13 protein-coding genes are annotated in these 18,975 nt (G+C 31.4%); 9 read left to right on the top strand and 4 right to left on the bottom strand.

Annotated elements, in window-relative coordinates:
* Positions 1–53 precede the first annotated feature (53 nt).
* Positions 54–1,400, top strand: a complete 1,347-nt coding sequence (locus BM246_RS01100) for an MATE family efflux transporter (protein WP_042505574.1) — start codon at positions 54–56, stop codon at positions 1,398–1,400.
* Positions 1,401–1,419: 19 nt separating this feature from the next.
* Here the strand turns inward: BM246_RS01100 and BM246_RS01105 are convergent, their stop codons facing one another.
* Positions 1,420–2,019, bottom strand: a complete 600-nt coding sequence (locus BM246_RS01105; RefSeq protein WP_074935437.1) for a class I SAM-dependent methyltransferase — start codon at positions 2,017–2,019, stop codon at positions 1,420–1,422.
* A gap of 375 nt (positions 2,020–2,394) precedes the next feature.
* On the opposite strand from BM246_RS01105, the gene BM246_RS01110 reads away from it, so the two are divergent.
* The 3 genes from BM246_RS01110 to BM246_RS01120 all read left to right on the top strand — a co-directional run bounded on the left by BM246_RS01110 (position 2,395) and on the right by BM246_RS01120 (position 6,999).
* The gene (locus BM246_RS01110) at positions 2,395–2,703 is read left to right on the top strand and encodes a hypothetical protein (RefSeq protein WP_139221821.1); all 309 of its coding nucleotides are present in this window, start codon (positions 2,395–2,397) and stop codon (positions 2,701–2,703) included.
* Between the two features lie 495 nt (positions 2,704–3,198).
* Positions 3,199–4,614, top strand: coding sequence for an alkaline phosphatase (locus BM246_RS01115; RefSeq protein WP_042501263.1), 1,416 nt, complete (start codon positions 3,199–3,201; stop codon positions 4,612–4,614).
* Between the two features lie 18 nt (positions 4,615–4,632).
* Positions 4,633–6,999 (top strand): outer membrane beta-barrel family protein, encoded by a 2,367-nt coding sequence (locus tag BM246_RS01120; RefSeq protein ID WP_074935438.1) that lies wholly within the window; start codon positions 4,633–4,635, stop codon positions 6,997–6,999.
* A 733-nt stretch (positions 7,000–7,732) separates the two neighbouring features.
* On the opposite strand, the gene BM246_RS01125 is transcribed toward BM246_RS01120, so the two are convergent.
* Complete coding sequence (locus BM246_RS01125) at positions 7,733–7,930, bottom strand: hypothetical protein (RefSeq protein ID WP_074935439.1); 198 nt, start codon at positions 7,928–7,930, stop codon at positions 7,733–7,735.
* A 225-nt stretch (positions 7,931–8,155) separates the two neighbouring features.
* Between BM246_RS01125 and BM246_RS01130 the strand changes: the two genes are divergently transcribed.
* The 5 genes from BM246_RS01130 to BM246_RS01150 all read left to right on the top strand — a co-directional run bounded on the left by BM246_RS01130 (position 8,156) and on the right by BM246_RS01150 (position 11,063).
* Positions 8,156–8,911 (top strand): hypothetical protein, encoded by a 756-nt coding sequence (locus tag BM246_RS01130; RefSeq protein WP_074935440.1) that lies wholly within the window; start codon positions 8,156–8,158, stop codon positions 8,909–8,911.
* A gap of 2 nt (positions 8,912–8,913) precedes the next feature.
* Positions 8,914–9,336 (top strand): DUF5675 family protein, encoded by a 423-nt coding sequence (locus BM246_RS01135; protein WP_074935441.1) that lies wholly within the window; start codon positions 8,914–8,916, stop codon positions 9,334–9,336.
* Positions 9,314–9,562, top strand: coding sequence for a hypothetical protein (locus BM246_RS01140; protein ID WP_074935442.1), 249 nt, complete (start codon positions 9,314–9,316; stop codon positions 9,560–9,562). The genes BM246_RS01135 and BM246_RS01140 overlap by 23 nt, the downstream gene beginning before the upstream one ends.
* Positions 9,540–9,734: a hypothetical protein gene (locus BM246_RS01145; protein WP_074935443.1), complete on the top strand. Its 195-nt coding sequence runs from the start codon at positions 9,540–9,542 to the stop codon at positions 9,732–9,734. Before BM246_RS01140 ends, BM246_RS01145 begins: the two co-directional genes overlap by 23 nt.
* A gap of 243 nt (positions 9,735–9,977) precedes the next feature.
* Positions 9,978–11,063, top strand: coding sequence for a Fic family protein (locus BM246_RS01150; RefSeq protein ID WP_074935444.1), 1,086 nt, complete (start codon positions 9,978–9,980; stop codon positions 11,061–11,063).
* Between the two features lie 789 nt (positions 11,064–11,852).
* Here the strand turns inward: BM246_RS01150 and BM246_RS01155 are convergent.
* The gene (locus BM246_RS01155; RefSeq protein WP_074935445.1) at positions 11,853–12,533 is read right to left on the bottom strand and encodes a hypothetical protein; all 681 of its coding nucleotides are present in this window, start codon (positions 12,531–12,533) and stop codon (positions 11,853–11,855) included.
* Complete coding sequence (locus BM246_RS01160) at positions 12,487–18,957, bottom strand: ATP-binding protein (protein WP_074935446.1); 6,471 nt, start codon at positions 18,955–18,957, stop codon at positions 12,487–12,489. The genes BM246_RS01155 and BM246_RS01160 overlap by 47 nt, the downstream gene beginning before the upstream one ends.
* Positions 18,958–18,975: the final 18 nt, after the last annotated feature.

Here is an 18,975-nt window from a genome sequence, read left to right on the forward strand (position 1 = left end):
TATTAAAAATTCGATATATAAATACATTCCTATAAAATTTACAATACGAAAACTTGAAAAAAAAGCCAGATTTCATCAATGACAACCTTTGGGAACTTCTATTGAAGCTTTCTGTGCCCAGCATTCTGGGAATGATGGTGATATCCATCAATGGACTCGTTGATATATTTTATACCAGTTATTTTATAGGAACAGAGGCCTTTACAGGGGTATCAATGTTGTTTCCTTTAATGCTAGTTGTTACAAGTGTCACCGTTTTTGTAGCAGCAGGTTCTGCATCTGTCCTTAGTAGAGCTATAGGTTCAAATCAGGTTGAAGTTCAAAAAAAAATCATCCCAAACATGATGGCCCTATCCCTTATCGGAGCGGCTGCAGTTAGCATCCCAGGAATCATTTTTTCTAAAGAAATAGTTTCTGTTTTGGGAATTTCAGGAGAATTATTCACCTACGCTTTAGAGTATTATAAGGTATACATTTTTGGCGCACTATTCAGCATTTATGGATTATCGGCCAACGGTTTGATACGGGCTGAAGGTAAAATAAAACAGGCTATGCGTTTTACGTTGGTTTCCGTAATTCTGAATATTTTACTAACACCTTTATTCATTGGTGTTTTTCATATGGGTGTCGCTGGTGCTGCATGGAGCAGTATTGCAACAATGTTCCTATACAGCCTATTGACATCCTTATATTTTATATTAGGTAAAGCAACATTTAATACGGGTCGTTTCCGAGTAAGGCTGGAACACAAAATCCTCAAAAATGTGTTGAGCATTGGTTTTTCAGCATTTTCAATGCAATTGTCCAATTTATTTAGGCAATTTCTGCTGTTCAGATTAGTGGTACTATACGGAACTCTCGAGTCAATAGCTTTTTTCAACGCTGCTTTTAGATTGTTCACCTTTTTGGCAATTCCTCTTTTAGGGCTTTACCAATCCATGCAACCGATTATTGGAATCAATTATGGTGCTAATAAACCATATCGGTGCCTAAAAGGAGTATCTATCTATAGATTAGCGGGAATTGTGCTTGGTATAGCAATGATGATTCCTATACTGGTTTTCCCAGAGGTTATTATCAATATTATGTTGCCAAATAAAGTGCTTAATGAAACTGAAATTTTTAATATAAGAATGATAATGGGAGTCTTACTGGTTATTCCAATATCTTCTAGTAGTATAATTTTATTCCAATCAATAGGGGAAGCAAAATTGGCTACTTTGTTACCTATTGGGCGCCAACTGTTTCTATTTGTGCCTATTGTATTGGTTCTTACCAAATATTTTGGCATTGAAGGTATATACTATAGCCTTGTTCTAGAAAATGTGCTTTATGCATTCGTTCTATGGATTATATCCAGAAAAATACTTCAACGGATAGCATTAAGAGCAAGCCTTTAAATACAGTGATTTATTCTTGTTATTTTGTAGAATGGTGTTTTTTCGCAACAACATGAAAAACATGCCAAAACTTTTCTTTACCTGATAAGGTCTTGCCATTTTTTGCAGTTTCCTCGAAATATAATAATTCAAAACCTTCAAATAGCTTTTTTACGGTTTGCAGATTGTGGAAGGTCATATCGCTATTAGAACTCCATGAATCTTTTGATCCAAAAAAGTGCCCACAAAAAAACCCTTCGGGGCTGATGCAATTGATGATATTAAGCCAAAGTTTTTCAAATTGATGCGGATGACAAAAAGGCAAGGAAAAAGAAGCGTTGACCAAATCAGCAGAAGGGAGTTCGTCTAAACTTTCAAAAGAAGAATTTTGAAAATTTAACCGTACCATATCTTTAGGGCTTATCTGTTTTTGTAGAAGCAGTTGAGCGTTTGAATCTTTGTCTATTGCCAATACGTCAAAGCCTTTCTCTAACATTGCAAAAGTATCTATACCATTACCACACCCCAAATCAATGGCCTTAAACTTATCTTTACTAGATATCAGGTTTAAAGTTTGGCTCAATGTATAAGCAGGAGGGTGTTTTTCTTTCTTTATTTTATCATAATGCGCTTTCCACATCTTACAACTCTTTGAATAAGAAACAAAGGTAACGAAGTAATCCTTTTCAAGGTAATAAATGAACTGTTCTATAACATTGCATTTTGAATTTTAATTTTTAGATGCTCTAAAATATTCACCCCTTATTTATAACCCCAAAATTATCTATAGTTGATTTCCGAAGAAACTCCTCATATAACGCTATGTAAACCAAATTAATAGTAGTTTTCTTTAGGTGTTTCCAATTGCTTTATCATCTATCATTCGACTCATTTACTTCTATTGCTTTGGTATTAAACTCAACAAAATCTCCAATTGTATTAAAGCAAGTATTAATAGCTTTTATTCAAATTATATTAACATAATTTTTCAGTTTATTTTAGTAAATTTGTCTTAATGAAATCAAGTCGCATTAAGAATAGTATTACTTATTTGCTCCTTGTCTTTTTTCTTACAATGAAAATGGCAGGGCTTCATGCCCTGTTACATATAGATGATAAAGATCATGCTCCGCATTGTGTCATTTGCGACCATACCACCGCGAATAACTTAACTCCAGCAATTACTTCTAGTCTAGAAGATTTCACAATTGAAATTCTTGAATTTACTGCTCTAAGAGAAAGTATTAAAACCTACGACTTTATTGCCTTAAACAACCTTGCTTCTAGCCAACTTTTTTCTCGCCCCCCTCCTTCTTTACTATAAGTTTCCTTTTCAATTTTAATAGGTAAAGAAAAAGTTACATTCCATATTTTTTTACTTTGTATAAGTCTTTAAGAGGGTAATCTACCTCATTAAGGATGAAATTTGCGATTTATAATAATATCGGATTTTAATAACTTATATGTTCATAATTGTACTTCTACATATCATGGACACGGGATTCAATTAACATTTTAAATTTTCTAAAAACAGAGCCTCTTTCATGGCTTATTATAGAAATAATCCCGCATGGACTTTTGTACTTCAAAAAGCCTTACATCTCTTTATTTTTTGCTTTTGATTTAAAATACATATTGTCAATACAAAGCCGTAGACATAATGTTTACGGCATAAATAATAAACAGAATAAATAAAAAAACTGCTCGTAACCGCTTTAAGCGGTATCTTAGGTGCTGGATAAACCACCTTACTAAACCATATACTGCACAACAAAAAAGGACAACTTATTAATTAAAAAACTTATAACACAAGATTAAAATGAACAGAAGAAAATTTTTTAAAAACGGATCGTTACTCACCCTAGGAACAACTCTATTGCATCCTTTCAGTAGTATTGCCAATACTATTCAATATGATATTGAAGATAAGAACAAAAAAGCAAAGAACATTATCATTATTGTCAGTGACGGAATGAGTACTGGTACCTTGAACATGACCGATCTTTACCTTTCACGAAAGACAGGCAAATGCTCTAACTGGTTACAACTGTACAAAGACAATAGAGTAAACAGAGCTTTAATGGATATGGCTTCCGCAAGTTCCATTGTCACAGACTCTGCCGCAGCAAGCTCCTCCTGGGGAGGAGGAGTGCGTATTAATAATGGCTCATTGAATGTAAGTGAAAATGGAAAAGAACATCTTCCTATTTGGCAAAAATTCAAACAAGCAGGCAAAAAGGCGGGTTGCGTTACTACCGTTCCCATCACACATGCCACTCCAGCTGGTTTTTGTATAAACTCCAAATCCAGAAATACTCAAGAAGAAATAGCTGAAAAGTATTTAGTGCAAAAATTTGATGTCATGATGGGTGGTGGGAATAATTACTTTTCTCCGGAAAAGAGAAAAGATAAAAAGGATATGTACAAAGCGTTTACATCAAACGGATATGAAGTCGTCAAGACAAGAAACGACATGTTTTCCGCTTCAATTGACAAACCCATTTTAGGTGTATTTGAAGATAATGGGCTTCCTTATTCGATAGATAGAGAAAATAACAAAGAATTACTTCAAAAAGTTCCCTCGCTTGCTGAAATGACCCAAAAAGCGATTGAAGCTATGAAAGACCACTCTATGGGTTTTGTGTTACAAGTAGAGGCAGGAAAAGTGGATTGGGCTGCACATGGTAACGATATAGCAGGTCTTATTTATGATCAAGTAGCTCATGACGAAGCTATACAAGTAGCCATGGATTTTGCAGATCAAGATGGGCAAACACTAGTCATAATTACTACGGATCATGGCAATGCGAACCCAGGTGTTATTTATGGAAAAAAGGCAAATGATAATTATGATTCCATTCAGAGATATAGACATACTAATGAATGGGTTTTAAATGGAATTGGGAAAGAAACGTCCTTATCCCAAATAAAAGAAAGGGTACACTTTGCCAATAATTTTTCACTTACGGATGAAGAATGCAAGCAGTTATCAAGCTATTATACCGATCTACAAACAGAAAAGGGTCTTTATAACCCGAAGCACCTTCCATTTAATATTTTGGCTAAAATCCAGCAACAATATAATTCAGTGGGTTGGATAAGTATGCAACATTCTGCCGATTATGTCGAATTGGCTCTATACGGCCCTGGAAGTTATCTCTTAAAACCCTTCATTAAAAATACCGATTTACATTACCTCATGCTAGAAGCAGCTGAAGTCGAAAACAAATTTTAAAAACATTCAACTATAATTATGACATCTCATATCAATATATCCCTTTTGTACTTTTTAGGATTTTTTCCTTGTTTTATTTTTTCACAGGAATTAGAAGTCCAAGGAGTAGTTACCGATATCGAAAACCAAACTTTGCCTGGTGTAACTATTTTAATAAAAGGAACCAATCAAGGAACGCTTACTGATGTAGACGGTAGATATTCTATAAAAACCTTTACAGGGAGTGTATTGGTGTTTTCTTATATGGGAATGACAACTGAAGAGAAAGAGGTAAAAGGCCAAACAAAATTAAATATAACACTGAAGGAAGACCCCCAATCATTGGACGAAGTGGTTCTTACTTTTAAAGAACCACTTGTTGAGGCCGATAAAGGAAAACTAACTTTCAATCTTAAAAATTCGGCACTAACAACAGGACAAACAGCTCTTGATATGCTTAAAAAATTACCAGGTATAAGCGTGGGTCAAAACGATAATATCTTATTTAGGGGAGCATCCGGTATCAATGTAATGATTGACGGAAAAATGACCTATTTATCTGGAAGTCAGTTAGCCAACTTGCTGAAAGGAATGAGTGCAGAAGATATTAATAAGATAGAGCTAATCACATCACCTACAGCTGAATTTGATGCAGCTGGTAATACAGGAATTATCAATATTATACCTATAAAAAACATAAAAAAAGGTTATGCCGTAGATTTACGTACCGCTGTTTCAAAAGGAAAATATTGGATGACCAACGAAAATATATCGGCAAGCCTTCGTACCAAAAAAATAAATCTGTACGGTTCCTTTGACTACAATACACCACACAGGTTTACTCAAAATAATAGTGGAAATACTATTAATGAAGAAGAAAACACCTTTCAACTCAACCGTGAAAATGAAAAAACTTTTAAAATTAAATACTATACTTGGCGGCTTGGAACCGAGTGGCAATTTTCACCAAAACACAATATAGGAATAAGCTATCACGGTTATATTGACGATTTTAAAGGTTTCAATAATTCTACAGTAAACAAGGTTGATAATTCGGGGGAGTTACAATCTTTTATCCTTTCAGATAACAATATTATCGAGCCTTATCACTACGACGCGATAAGCATGCGTTATACATTTGATATAGATTCTCTGGGTAAAAAAATAACTGCCCATGCCAATTATACATCTTACCGTAATTATTCGGATGGGTTACTGAAAACCGATAATTTTGATGCAAACCAAAACAAACAAAACACAGAGGTACTTAAGTCGCACCAACCCGGATCCGTCGAAATTATTTCTGCTCAAGCTGATGCACATTTACCCTTTAAAAAGTATTCCATTAAAACAGGTATTAAATATGCCGAAGTAGAAAATGATAATCAATACCGTTTTGATTCGTTGCAGTCGGGAAATTTTGTCGAAATAGAAGATTTAAGTAATCATTTTAAATATAAAGAACGTATTGCCGCAGCTTATTTGTCGGGTTCAAAAAAAATCAATAAAACTACAATTGATGCTGGCTTACGTTTGGAATATACCCGTGCTGAAGGTTACACCGTAAAACAGGACATTGTCAACGAATGGCAATATACTAAGCTGTTCCCCTCTCTCTCTATAGGGCAAATCATAAATGAAGACAACAGAATGGATTTTTCGCTCAGCAGACGTATCAACCGTCCGTCCTATGCTGATCTAAATCCGGTACGGTGGTATAGTGACCAATATTTCTATTATTCTGGAAATCCTGATTTAATTCCTGAATTGGCTTGGATTTACTCTCTTAACTATAGTCTAAAAAACAAATATATTTTTTCTGCTATTTATAACCGAAGCCTCAATTTCATAAATCGAAAGCTGTCAATAGATGATAATGGGATAACCATTAAAAGTCAAAGCGATAATTTTGGCAATCGTCATCGTTTTGATTTTACAGTATCAACACCGTTTAAAGTATTCCCTTTTTGGGATATACTTTTCTTTTCGGACATCAGTTACACCACGTACCCCATATCAGAGTTTTCAGGTGAAAAACAGCTATCAAAATGGGCAACAACACTCATGCTACAACAGGATATTTCTTTGCCAAAAGAATATAAAATCAATCTTTCCGCCCATTGGTTTTCCTCTGAGCTACTTGGCATCTATAGTTCGCAACCTACAGGTTATGTTGATTTCGGAATTAAAAAAACATTCTTCAAAAAGAAACTAGTCACTCAGCTAACCATAAGCGACATTTTCAATACCAATCGTTATAAGGCGCATTCGCTAAGTGAGATTATCGATTATAGCTACGACGACAAACCTGATTCGAGAAGAGTTGGATTCACTTTACTTTATCATTTAGGAGGGAATCTTGTAAAAGAAAAAAATGGTAAAACAGATGAACAAAAACGATTATGATTTTTTTGAAGCTTAAACCGTATGTACTTATCTATGTTAATGAATTTATTATAAAAATGTTTAAAAAAATTTGAATGAGATAGAAGAAATATTGAAAACACAACCCTTTATATTTAATGCGACAGCCCCCTAATCCAGTTAAGCGAAGGTTTTTTTGGAACGCTACCTAAAATTAATTGGTGTATTTAACCCCACCTTTAAATAAACTCTCGAAAAGCGCTTCTGTAGAGTTTAACTTTTTTATTAACCTGATTAAATAGTCCTTTTAGCAGAGTACATAATTTAGTAATTAAACAAACAACAACTTAGCAAAGATATGCTTATAAGAACTTAGCTCTTAAAGCTCAAATCCGAGTTCCCCGAGAACATAATTGTTAAAGCCCCTTGTTCATAGACCTTCTCTAAGAATAGGATAAAATTAGGACACGTAATAGGACACGTTTATAGTGAAATTTAGTGCGTTTTGGGTCGTTTTATAGTAGTTTTTAAAAATACAAAACCCTGTAAATTAATTATTTACAGGGTTTTACAAAGTAATAGTCGGGGTGGCAGGATGATAACTAAACCGCCACTATGGAGTAAAATCAATACTTTACGAAATAGACTAAAACAGTGTGAACCGAATTGTGAACCTATTGGTTAGATTGAAATAGTATTTTTTATCTGAACGTCTCTATACAAATTTACGATTTTAACTCCATTAAAACCAGTCAATTTACATCAAATGTTATGATTAATCTATCAAATACCTGTTGACTATTTCTTCTTCAATACCACTATATTCTGCGAATTCTTTAATTGTGATAAACTGATAGGATTCTTTTCCAAAGAAGTTTTTAATGTCTTGTAAAAGCTTACGCCCATAACGTTCACTACGTCCTGTGATACGCTGAATGTCTTTTGGATATATACAAGCTCTCTTTTGATTCATGATACTCTATGTATGCTTTATCTATACATTAAACATACTTTATTATTTAATGATGGTGATGATGATGATGATGCGTTGTTAAAATGTTGACAACACGATGGTGTTATCAATATTTTAATGACGTTTTTGGTTGTATCGGAATGAATGTCCAAAAACGGAATACGATTTTTTATTACAAGCTATAAAGTTACGTGATTTGAAATATTAATCAAAAAACAAATTATTATGGCAAAACAAACTGGAATTATTAAACTAAAAGGAACTATAGGTGGTATTTCCTTTTATAAAACATCAGACGGACATCTAGCGCGCGAAAAAGGCGGTGTGGATGCCAGTCGTATTGCGAATGATCCTGCATTTCAAAGAACGCGTGAAAATGGATCTGAATTTGGACGTGCCGGTAAAGGTGGTAAGGTATTACGAAATGCTATTCGTGTGCTTTTGCAAAATGCAAAAGATAAACGAGTAGTGAGCAGATTAACAAAAGATCTTTTAGCTATTGTTAAAACAGACGCTACTAATGAAAGAGGATTGAGAACTGTGCAAGATGGAAATTTGAGCTTACTAGATAGCTTTGAATTCAATTTGAATGGTAAGCTAGGTGCAACTTTATTTGCTGCATACACAAAAGCTTATGATAGAGTTTCTGGAGATGCAACGCTAAATATTGCTGCTTTTTCTCCTGTAGTTAGAATTGCTGCACCAACTGGAACAACCCACTTTAAAGTGGTAATGGGAGCTTCTGAATTGGATTTTGCAAATGAAACCTCAACATTTGAGAATGATGAGACAGCTGTTTTACCATATTCTACAGCTGATACTGCTCCAATAGCCTTAACTGTTTCATTAACTGCTAACTCAATATTACCTGTAGTCCAAATATTAGGTATTGAGTTTTATCAGGAAGTAAATGGACAAATGTATGTACTAAAAAATGGTACTCATAATGCTTTGTCTATTGTTACTATTGACACTCCATAATTATGGAATTGACACTTTACAGAGCGTATTTTAAAGAGGGTACCAATGGCACCCTCTTTTGCTCTGAAAAATTTCTTTGTCACACTATTGAGCTACCCTGGCAAAATAACAAAAGGAATATTTCTTGTATTCCTGAAGGGCAGTATCAAATTGAGCCTCGCTTTTCTAAACGATTTAAACATCATTTGATTTTAAAAGCTGTAAAAGGTAGAAGCTATATTTTATTTCATCCTGCAAACAATGCCTTAAAAGATTTAGAAGGTTGCATTGCTCCAGTAACTTATTTAAGCGGTATTGGCAAAGGCATTTATTCAAAAGATGCGATGCAAAAATTATTGTCTTTGGTGTATCAGGCTAAAGACCGAAAAGAAATCATTTTATTAACTATTAAATCACAAAACCATGAACATTTTAGAACGTTATAAAAAACCAACTCCAAAGTTTTTCAAAACTTTACGAAATATAGGTATTGCTTTAGCCACAGCTGGTGGTGCAATTATTGCAGCTCCTATTACAATACCTGCTCTTTTTGTTACTATTGCAACTTATATGACTGTTGCTGGTACAGTTGTAACCGCAGTTAGTCAGGCAGTTGTAAAAAGTGAAGACACATCAGAAACTAAAGCCAATGCAACTGACGATAGATCATAATACTAAATCTGCCGTTATTGGTGGCACTTTCTTTTCATCAATAGCGAATATTGGTGTTGAAGACCTTATTACAACAATTGTTTTGGCTATTATTGGTGCTGTTGTGAGTTTTGTTGTTTCAGTTGTTTTAAAACATTTGTTTCAAAAGTTTAAAACCAAATCGAAAAAGTAAATTAGAAACTACTAACCCAACAACATTAATTTTTTTTAGAAACTAAAAACTAAAAAAGGGAAAGAGAAAGCAGAGAACACCAAGCACGCTAGTGCTTATCTTTGTTTTCTCTTTCCTTTTTAATATTATAATTCAGATACTATTGAAACGAAGGTAATATTTACCCTTATAATTTGAACGAGTGTAATATTTTACTATATTTACTCTCGTTTAATTTACAGATGTAACCGTTACTCTCGAAAAATGACCAAATTTAGCAGAACCATACCGTATAACAATTTACCTCCATTACCACCGAAGAAGGATTTAGAAACTACAAAAGTATTACGCAAAACTATTGATGCGAGTAGGGCTTTGGCTGAGCTTAATGGGATGCTTACCAATTTACCAAATCCTACGTTGTTTTTAGATACTATACACTTACAAGAGGCCAAAGCTAGTTCTGAAATAGAAAATATTATTACTACTAATGATGATTTGTATAAAGCTATAGTCGCTGATAAAAAATTTGATAATCCTGCAACGAAAGAAGTTATAAGTTATAAAGAAGCACTTTGGGATGGTTTACGAGACATTGAGAAACGCCCTTTTATAACTACTAATTTATGTGTAGACATTGTACAAAGTATAAAAAAGAATACTGCAGGTATAAGAACAACTCCAGGAACTGCTCTTAAAAATGCAAAAGGAGATACTATTTATACACCGCCAACTGGAGAAGACACTATACGAGAAAAACTAGCAAACCTTGAAAATTTCATTAATGGAGAAGACACTATTGATCCACTGATTAAAATGGCGTTAATGCATTATCAATTTGAAGCCATACATCCCTTTAGTGATGGTAATGGTAGAACTGGTCGTATTTTATTGTTATTATATTTAAAGATTGAAAATCTATTAGATACACCTGCTATTTATTTGAGTGAATATATCATTAAAAATAAGGCAGATTACTATGTTAAATTACGAAATGTTACAGAAAATGAAGATTGGGAAGCATGGGTACTTTATATGCTTGAAATGATAGAATTCACTGCAAATAAAGGATTAAAGCGTTTAAAAGATGTAACAGCGCTTATGAAGATTATGGCTGAAGAGGTAAAAGCTACAACACCCAAAGTATATTCTAAAGAACTTATAGAAATCTTATTTAGATTGCCTTATACAAAACGTCAATTTTTAATTGATGCTGAATTAGGTACACCAAAAACTGTTGGTAATTATCTTATGGAATTAGAGCATGCTGGTTTTTTAACTTCTGAAAAAGTAGGTAAAGAAAAATTATATTTAAATCATCGTTTAATGGCTGTTTTAGAGAAAGATTAAGACATCTATTTTATGGGGCAAAATGACGTGGGTGGAAGTAATTATTGATATTGCGGTAGGAAAAAATAAATAAAGGGCATTTGGTAAAATGTTCTTTTTTTATGCGCGGTGTTGAGGTGGGTAAATGAAGTGAATGATTCCCTGATAAGGGATTAAATGAATGTAATTTACTTACCACAGACACATTGGACAATATTAATAATTGCTGTAACCTACACAGCTGAAAAGGGTGGTGGGGAAAGTGGACTTTTTTATTGGTTAACGAAATGAAACAAGCAAAGACTTGAGGTAAGGAATACTTGGACTTAATGATGGTTTTGAGAAGCTTGAATGAGATAAGCAATATTTCCTTTTGAAGTTCGGATGTGAGCGTTGGAAAAGCGGCTATTTAGTTCGCTCTATTTCTATTGTTTTAGAAGTGCTCATGAATAGTCACAATTATTGTTTTAAGTTCTGAATTATGCGGTTGCAAGGTGGCTATTTTACATAATGGCGTTATAGTACAGAAAGTGAATGAATGCTACTATAACAGACCGTTATGTAACTTAGCTTTGGATAGCGTTTAAATTATTAGCTTTTTGCAGAGTGCAGCTCTTTATAGTTGTGAAATGAGGTACGAATGAAGCAAGCTGTAATGTGCTGCAGTAGTATGGCAATTTAAACGCTATAGAGTGTGGAGCGCGGAACAAACCAAAAGACAGAGGCTTTTGAGGAACGAGAAAACTGGGTTTTGGTTTGTGGGGAATTGACTACTAAAATTTTAATTTCATTTATGCATGATTATTAATTTTATTTTAAACTTTTAAAAATTTTATTTTTTAATTTTGTTAACTCATTTTTTTGTTCGTCAATTAAACTTTCTAACTCATTAAATACGTAATCATACCTTTCCTTTTTTGAGGTTTTTTTAAGGTTATCGATATCTACAACTCCTTCTTTTATTGTTATCATCATGTCTAAATGACTTATTATTTGTTTTTCTTCTTCGGTTAAAAATTCTTCATGCTTCTCTAACCATTCTCTATCTTTAAATATTAAATCTTTATTAAAATTTACCTCAATAGATTTATTGAATATTTTCTCTGTATTATTTTTTACTAAATCAATGAAATTTGCCCACTCATTTTTTCTATTTACATGTCTATATTCGAGCCATCGAGGTGAAATCAAAAAATCTTTTTCTTTAAAAACCTCCAGAATCTCAACGATTGGTTGTAAGTTTTGTAAAGGTTTGTTTACAGGCAATACATCTTTATTACTCCAAAGTTTGAGAATAATTTCACAGCATTCTTTTCCTAATTTAGTCTTTTCTTTTTCTGATGAACTATTTTTGAATTTGTAAATTAACTCACTAAGATAATGACTTAACCATCTAGCTAGAGTGTTAACAGTATATTCTAGTTTTAATTCTTCAATTAATGTTTCACCTAATTTTATAATCTTTTCCTCTGAGTGTTCTGACTGTTCCATCTGGTTTTATAAGGTAAATTTTAATATTATTTTCTATGTCTAAATCTTTTCGACCCATTCGATAAATTCTATCTTTTAATTGCCTTTCTATTTCACATTTAATAATCATACATTTATTGATTCTTTTTAAAAATTCTAAAATAAAAGAAAGGTTAACTTTAAGTTCAACTCCATCACTTTCCACTTTATCATTGTATTTATACTCAGTAGTTTCGCTCCAATGTTGGTATTCAGCTATTAGCTCACCATTATAGTAAGCTTTTTTAAAAAATTCATTATAAGTTATATCAAATAAATCTAAGACACTTTTCCCAAAAATGATATAATCTTTTCCAATATCTGCATGAAATGGATCATTAGAATCTAAACCTTCATATTCAGATCTAGGGTTGTTTAACCAACCTAGATATTCAAATTCTGAATCTTCTATTTCAAATATATCTTCATCATTTTCAAAAGGTATTGCATAGTCATGAGTATCTTTAGCTGTTTGAAAAGCTCTTAATAAAGCTTCAGAACCTTTGTTAGACACCAAGGCTGATCTGATAGAAACAGATTCGGAATTCTCACCAAAATACCTACTTCCTCCTCTAAAAGCCACTATGTAATTTTTATTAAAATAATGGTCAAAACCAACTTCAAAATCAAATTTTTCATCTTCAACATTATTTCTCCACCCCTCATCAAATTTTTCAAATTCGTTAAACCAATATTTTTTGTCCAGAGGCAAAGGATCTCTTGAGTCTGATAACCAATAGTCACTCCATGTATTTGATTTTGATTGTAACCAATAATCCCATGTTCCCCATTCTCCGCCGTACTCTGACTTTATAAGAGGGTGTTTTTGTAATAAATCATGAGCAGCACAAAACATAGAATGGTATTCAAAGTATGTTTTTAAGGTTTCAATTGTTGGGATATTTCCTTTTCTATTACTAATAAGTTCATGATAGTTTCTTTCATTTCTTAATTGATTTCTAACATAATCTTCGTTATTTGGATTTCCTCGATAACCCCATTTTTGAGTAATATATTTATCTGCTATATCTGCAACATCATATTCAGACATGTTAAAAGAGCGGCTTAGTCCCTGGTATAAATAAGGAAGAGTATCTAATGAATCAAACTTGAAGTTCCAATTATTATTGGAAGATGATTTCTTATTTCCTGCTTTTCTATTTAATAAATTCCTATCCATTTTCTCAAATGGGCTAATTAAAACATTATTAATTATTTCTTTTTCATCTGCAGTATAAATTTGGTCGTTGTAAACTTTAAGATTGAGACAGGTTTTTTTAATAAAGAATCTAATTAATATATGCGGTAAATCTTCGTTTAGTAGTTCTTTGAAGAATTCATCCTTAAATGAAATTAATGCTTTCGGGTTTTCTTTGCTAGTTCTCTCTATTGCGATCCATAAATATAATTTGGCCGAAATCCAATAAAACATATACTCTTTATTTTGAAATGGATGACAGTCTTTTTTATTTTGAGAATCAAGTAGATTTTTCAATATTTCAGATTCTCCTAAATTAATTAACCTTCTAATCGAATGTATAGCCATCCATCTATTTCTCTTATCTGGATGCCCTAAAATAAACCTTAGAACTCCTGATATTAACTTATTTGATGACTCTGGAGGAGTTAATTCTTCACTCCAAACTCCATCAGCTATATTTTCATCTATTATGGAGTTCCAATTTCTCAAAACCCAAGAAAGCAAATCTTCATTTTCTTGTTTAGTTAGACGGTCATTAATTAAGTTAAAAATGCCATAAATTGATTCATCTGTTAAATACTCTATTTTTTCTGGTAAAATATTCATTAATATATCTACCATATTATCATTTGTAATACAAAACAAATCTGCAAACTTCTTAATATCCCAAATTCTTAGATAATTATCATCATTAAACTCACTAAACCATGTAAGTAATACGTAACGATATTTGTTTTGCATCCATTTTTTTACAGCTGGATGTATCTTCCATTCTGTAATTCTTTCTTTTAATGCTATTTCAAAGGAATAAAAATTTAAAAACTCCGGAGAAACATTAATTAATGCATTTAATTGATTAACATAATCTTGAGGTAAGCATTTGTTTTTTATTTCAGTTAAAAAATTATCAATTGGCCATCTATGATGATAATCTTCATTTGTATCTATAATAGTTTTAATAGAAATCTCAATATCTTGACTAGATAAAACATTTATTGATTCAATATCGATATTATGATGATGGTCTTCTTTTGAAAAAATATTTTCATATTTTGACTCTTTTTCTAACACTTCAACTTTTCTAAACTCAACAAACTCATTAAGTTTTTCTATTACTCCTTCTTTTAGAAATTTATTGTCTTTAACTTTTGAGTATAACTCATCAATTAGCGAGTTATTTTGATCTAACCTTAAATCTCTATAGCTAGTTTCAATAAAATATGATTTGTTATTAATATCGTTTTCAATATTATAAGCATCTATAATTTGATGATATAATTCAATTAATTCATCATGGTAATAGTTACTATTTAAAGGTAGCAATGCATTTGCAACTTTGTGGTTTATAATTTTATTCTTTAATGCTACATTTAATATAGACGGAACATATTTATTTAAACTCAACATATCTCTGTGCTGCCAGCGACACATAATTGAAAAAGCTGATCCAGGATCAAAATTAAAAATTCCTTTTAGGCCTTCTTTGTAAGGGAAATGTTTTTTATCATAATACCCTAGCTTTATATCTGCATACTCTATGAATCGTGCATATTCATAAGCTAATTTTGGATTAAACTTAGAAATTCCCTGTTCACTTAACTCATATAAACATCTGATTTTCGCGAAAGCTTCGTAGTCAATATCTGAAACAGCTTCTACAGCTTTGTCGAAATAATACTTTCCTGTTTCCTTATCTATTTTAGAACCAAATAAAGAACATTCAATATATAATTCTGTGGCCTCTGTTGCTGATAAAGAGCTTTCAATTATGAATTCATCAATTTCATTAAGTAATTTTAAACACAAAACATGTTTTTTTACTAGATGTGAAATGTTTTCTAAAATCCGTAACCTCAATGAAATTCGATTTGATTTTCCATCGTTAAAAGAATTTAAAACTAATTCTATATTTTCATTATTAAACTCTATTAGTAAAAGAAAATCAAGAATACTACTTGCTAGATAATTTAAACGATCCTGTGGCCAATGGGTATAATGTTTAAACTCCCAATCCTTTTCAATGTTATTACAAATCAGCTTAAACCTCTCAAGACATTCTTGAGCGGTTAATCTTCCTGTAATCTTATCTGCTTTTAATTGAAAGATAAAAACCGCATGCTTAAAAAAACTATCAAAATCTCTCTTATCATCTTCTATACTCCTTTTTTTATCATAATCCTTTATCTCCTCTATATTCTTAAAACTATTAGGGTATAAACTTTCTACTTGAATAATTTCTTTATTTAAAGAGGCTTTTAGTGTGTTTATTCTTAGACTTATATCGAGCTCTATTTCAGAATCTTTATATGCATTATATTTATTAGAGAAATATGGAACTCGAGAAGGGTTCTTGTAATTGATTTTATTTAGAATTTCAATTATTTTATTTTTATCAACTTTATTTTCAAAACCTAAGATCTCACAGAAATCAACAATTGAAGAATAAAAGACTCTTTCTAATTTTATTTTTTTACTTAATATTTTTAATAAATAAGAAATAATTATTTCTGTTTCAAATTTATCTGTATCAAGACCAAATTTGAAAAGTTTATTAATAATAAAAATTTGTGTGATAATAGGGACGTCTACTTTTTTTAGCCAAGACTCTATCTCTTCTCTTTTTGAAAACAATAAAATATTATCAAGTAGATAATTTCCAGATGAAATTCTAACAGACTTGGGTGACCACCTGCTAAGCGATTGAAAAGCTTTAGTAGGATCGTTTGTTATTCTTAATACTGCTTCTGTTTCGAAAGCTATATCTAAACTACTTATCGGGTAATTTCTTAATTCATTTTCTTCAACTGAATTACGCCTCCATTCTATCCAATTATGCGCAGTCCTTAAATGTTTTTTTGCTATATCTATAGCAGATAAATTTCTAGAATATATACCTGCCAATTTGAGATGAAATGATCCTCCCCAAGATTTTTCTTCAGAATTTGTGATTAATTTATACAATGAAGCTTCGTCTCCAAACCTTATAACTAAATCGGGGTTATCAACCAATAAATTAGTTAACGCTTTATCAGTTTTGGATTCTTCAGCTGCTATAAATAAAAGTTTAAAAAACGTTAAATTATCAGTTTGATTATCTGCGATTTTCATTGCTAGTTTTGCCCTACTGATATATACTTCTTTATTTCTAATTGGATCAGTTGGATAAAACCTATATTTTTTATCAAGAACAACCTCTTTTAAATCTTCCTTAAACTCTGCTTGAAATAAAATGTCCGCTAAATTAATAGAGGCATATTCGTTTTCATCTGCCTCTTTAAGAAACAATTTGGCAATGCTATTTAAATCCGAATTTGTTGGATTGTATTTTTCTCTAATATAGTTTTCAAAATCTTCATCTCTAAAGCTAAATTTTTTATTATCTAATATTAAACCATGCCAAATGTCTGCAGACAAATCTTGTAAAAAACCCTCTTTTACATTTAATACTTGTGATATAAAATCTAAAGGTACTGGTCTTGGTAGTGTAATTAGATTCGTGAAAAATCTGTCAATCAATTTTCTACCATTATTCCCTATTCTTTTAGCAGCTTCATTTATTCTCTCTTCGATTAAATCTTCAACAATTTTACCATTGGGCTTCAAATAATTGATAACTCTATCTATACCATCTTTTTTTAAATTAATAGCATAGGACTGCACTCGTGGGACTCCTTTTGTTAAAAGATGAAACTCGTCTATGCTTTCTTTTGAACTATTTGGGAAAGAGTGTTCTAAATGTTTTTTTGTTTCATTTGTAGTAAATGGTAAAATTTCAATATCAACATATTCGTGAGGCAAATTAAGACTCTCTTTTCGATGAGTTCTAGTAGTAAAAATTAATTTACAATCCTTAGAAAAAGTTTCTTCTAGTAAATCATGCACAAAAGAATTCTCTTCTTTTTTTTCTGCAGCCGTAATATTATTGTCAGCTGCGTCAATAATAATAACCAAATATGCTTTCTTATTTCTTTCTTTTAAAATTTTGATTGCATCATTAATTCTTCTTTTAAATTCCCTGAGATATACATCTTCAGATTCATTTTTATTAATCAAAAAATTTGTACCAATTCTTTTAGCAATTTCATTGGCAATATGTGGTAAAGCATTCTTGTGTAAATGCCGTCTGTCAGAAGGATCTAAATAAGATCCATTTCCATAACAATCAAAAGTTATACACTCACAAAAATTAGGTATAAAATCACTTAATTGTTGAGTCAATGTGGATTTACCAATACCAGCTCCTCCATGTATACAAATAGGTAAACCTTTATTTTTTTCGATTTTTGATAGTATATCATTTAATTGTTCTCTTTCGATTCTTTTTGTAAGTTTTTCAAAATGCTGAGAGACAGGAAATAGACTTTCTAAACTACCGTTAGTGAAGCCTAAACTTGCAATTATGTCATATAGAGTAAGTCTAACATAATCCTTCGACTCTGGCATCATTTTTTTCCAAATAAGCCTTGATAGATTGTTAAATTGATCTCTTGAAGATATGCTTGTATTACTAATTGCTACAATTAAATCCCTTTCGATATAATCTCTAGAATTTGCTCCACAATCTTCAAAATTAAGTAGACTAATAAAATCAGAAAACTCTGTTACTTTTAATTCTGATGCTTTTAATAACTTTTGGAAAGCACCATTATAAGATTTAAGTTTTTTAAGAAATGGTGTGAAGCTTCTTTTTTTATCTAATGGATATAAAAGCTTTTGAATATTAGAAATTGCTTGTAATTGGGACTCATTAATACTTCTATTACTTACTAATTTGATTTTAACTTTTTCTAAAACTAAATCCCTCCCAAACTCCTCAACAAAGGTTTTATATATACTTGCAAACCTGTGAATTATTGACCCTCTATACGAACTACTTTTTTTTCCTTTATATAAACTTGAAAAAGTCCAATTTTCATCAGCTCTCCTTGTACTATATTTTAATTGCGAAATTATAATTTTGTTAGCATCTAAAAAACTTTCTCCTCCATAGTATTCAACTAAATCTATTCCTAATAATTTTTCTCCATAAGGATCCATTTTAGAAGATAAGGATTTATCTACACCTTCAATACTGACTACTTTCAAACCATTAGAATCAAAATTTAATAATTCTAAGCATTTTTTAATAGTCCATAAAATATGGAAATCATCTCCGGCACTTGATAAATCAGCATCAGGTATTGTTTTTCTGGTTTTTTTTAACATATTTTAATTACTTCATAA

This window comes from Algibacter lectus (genome assembly GCF_900112395.1).
Taxonomy (GTDB): Bacteria; Bacteroidota; Bacteroidia; order Flavobacteriales; family Flavobacteriaceae; genus Algibacter; species Algibacter lectus.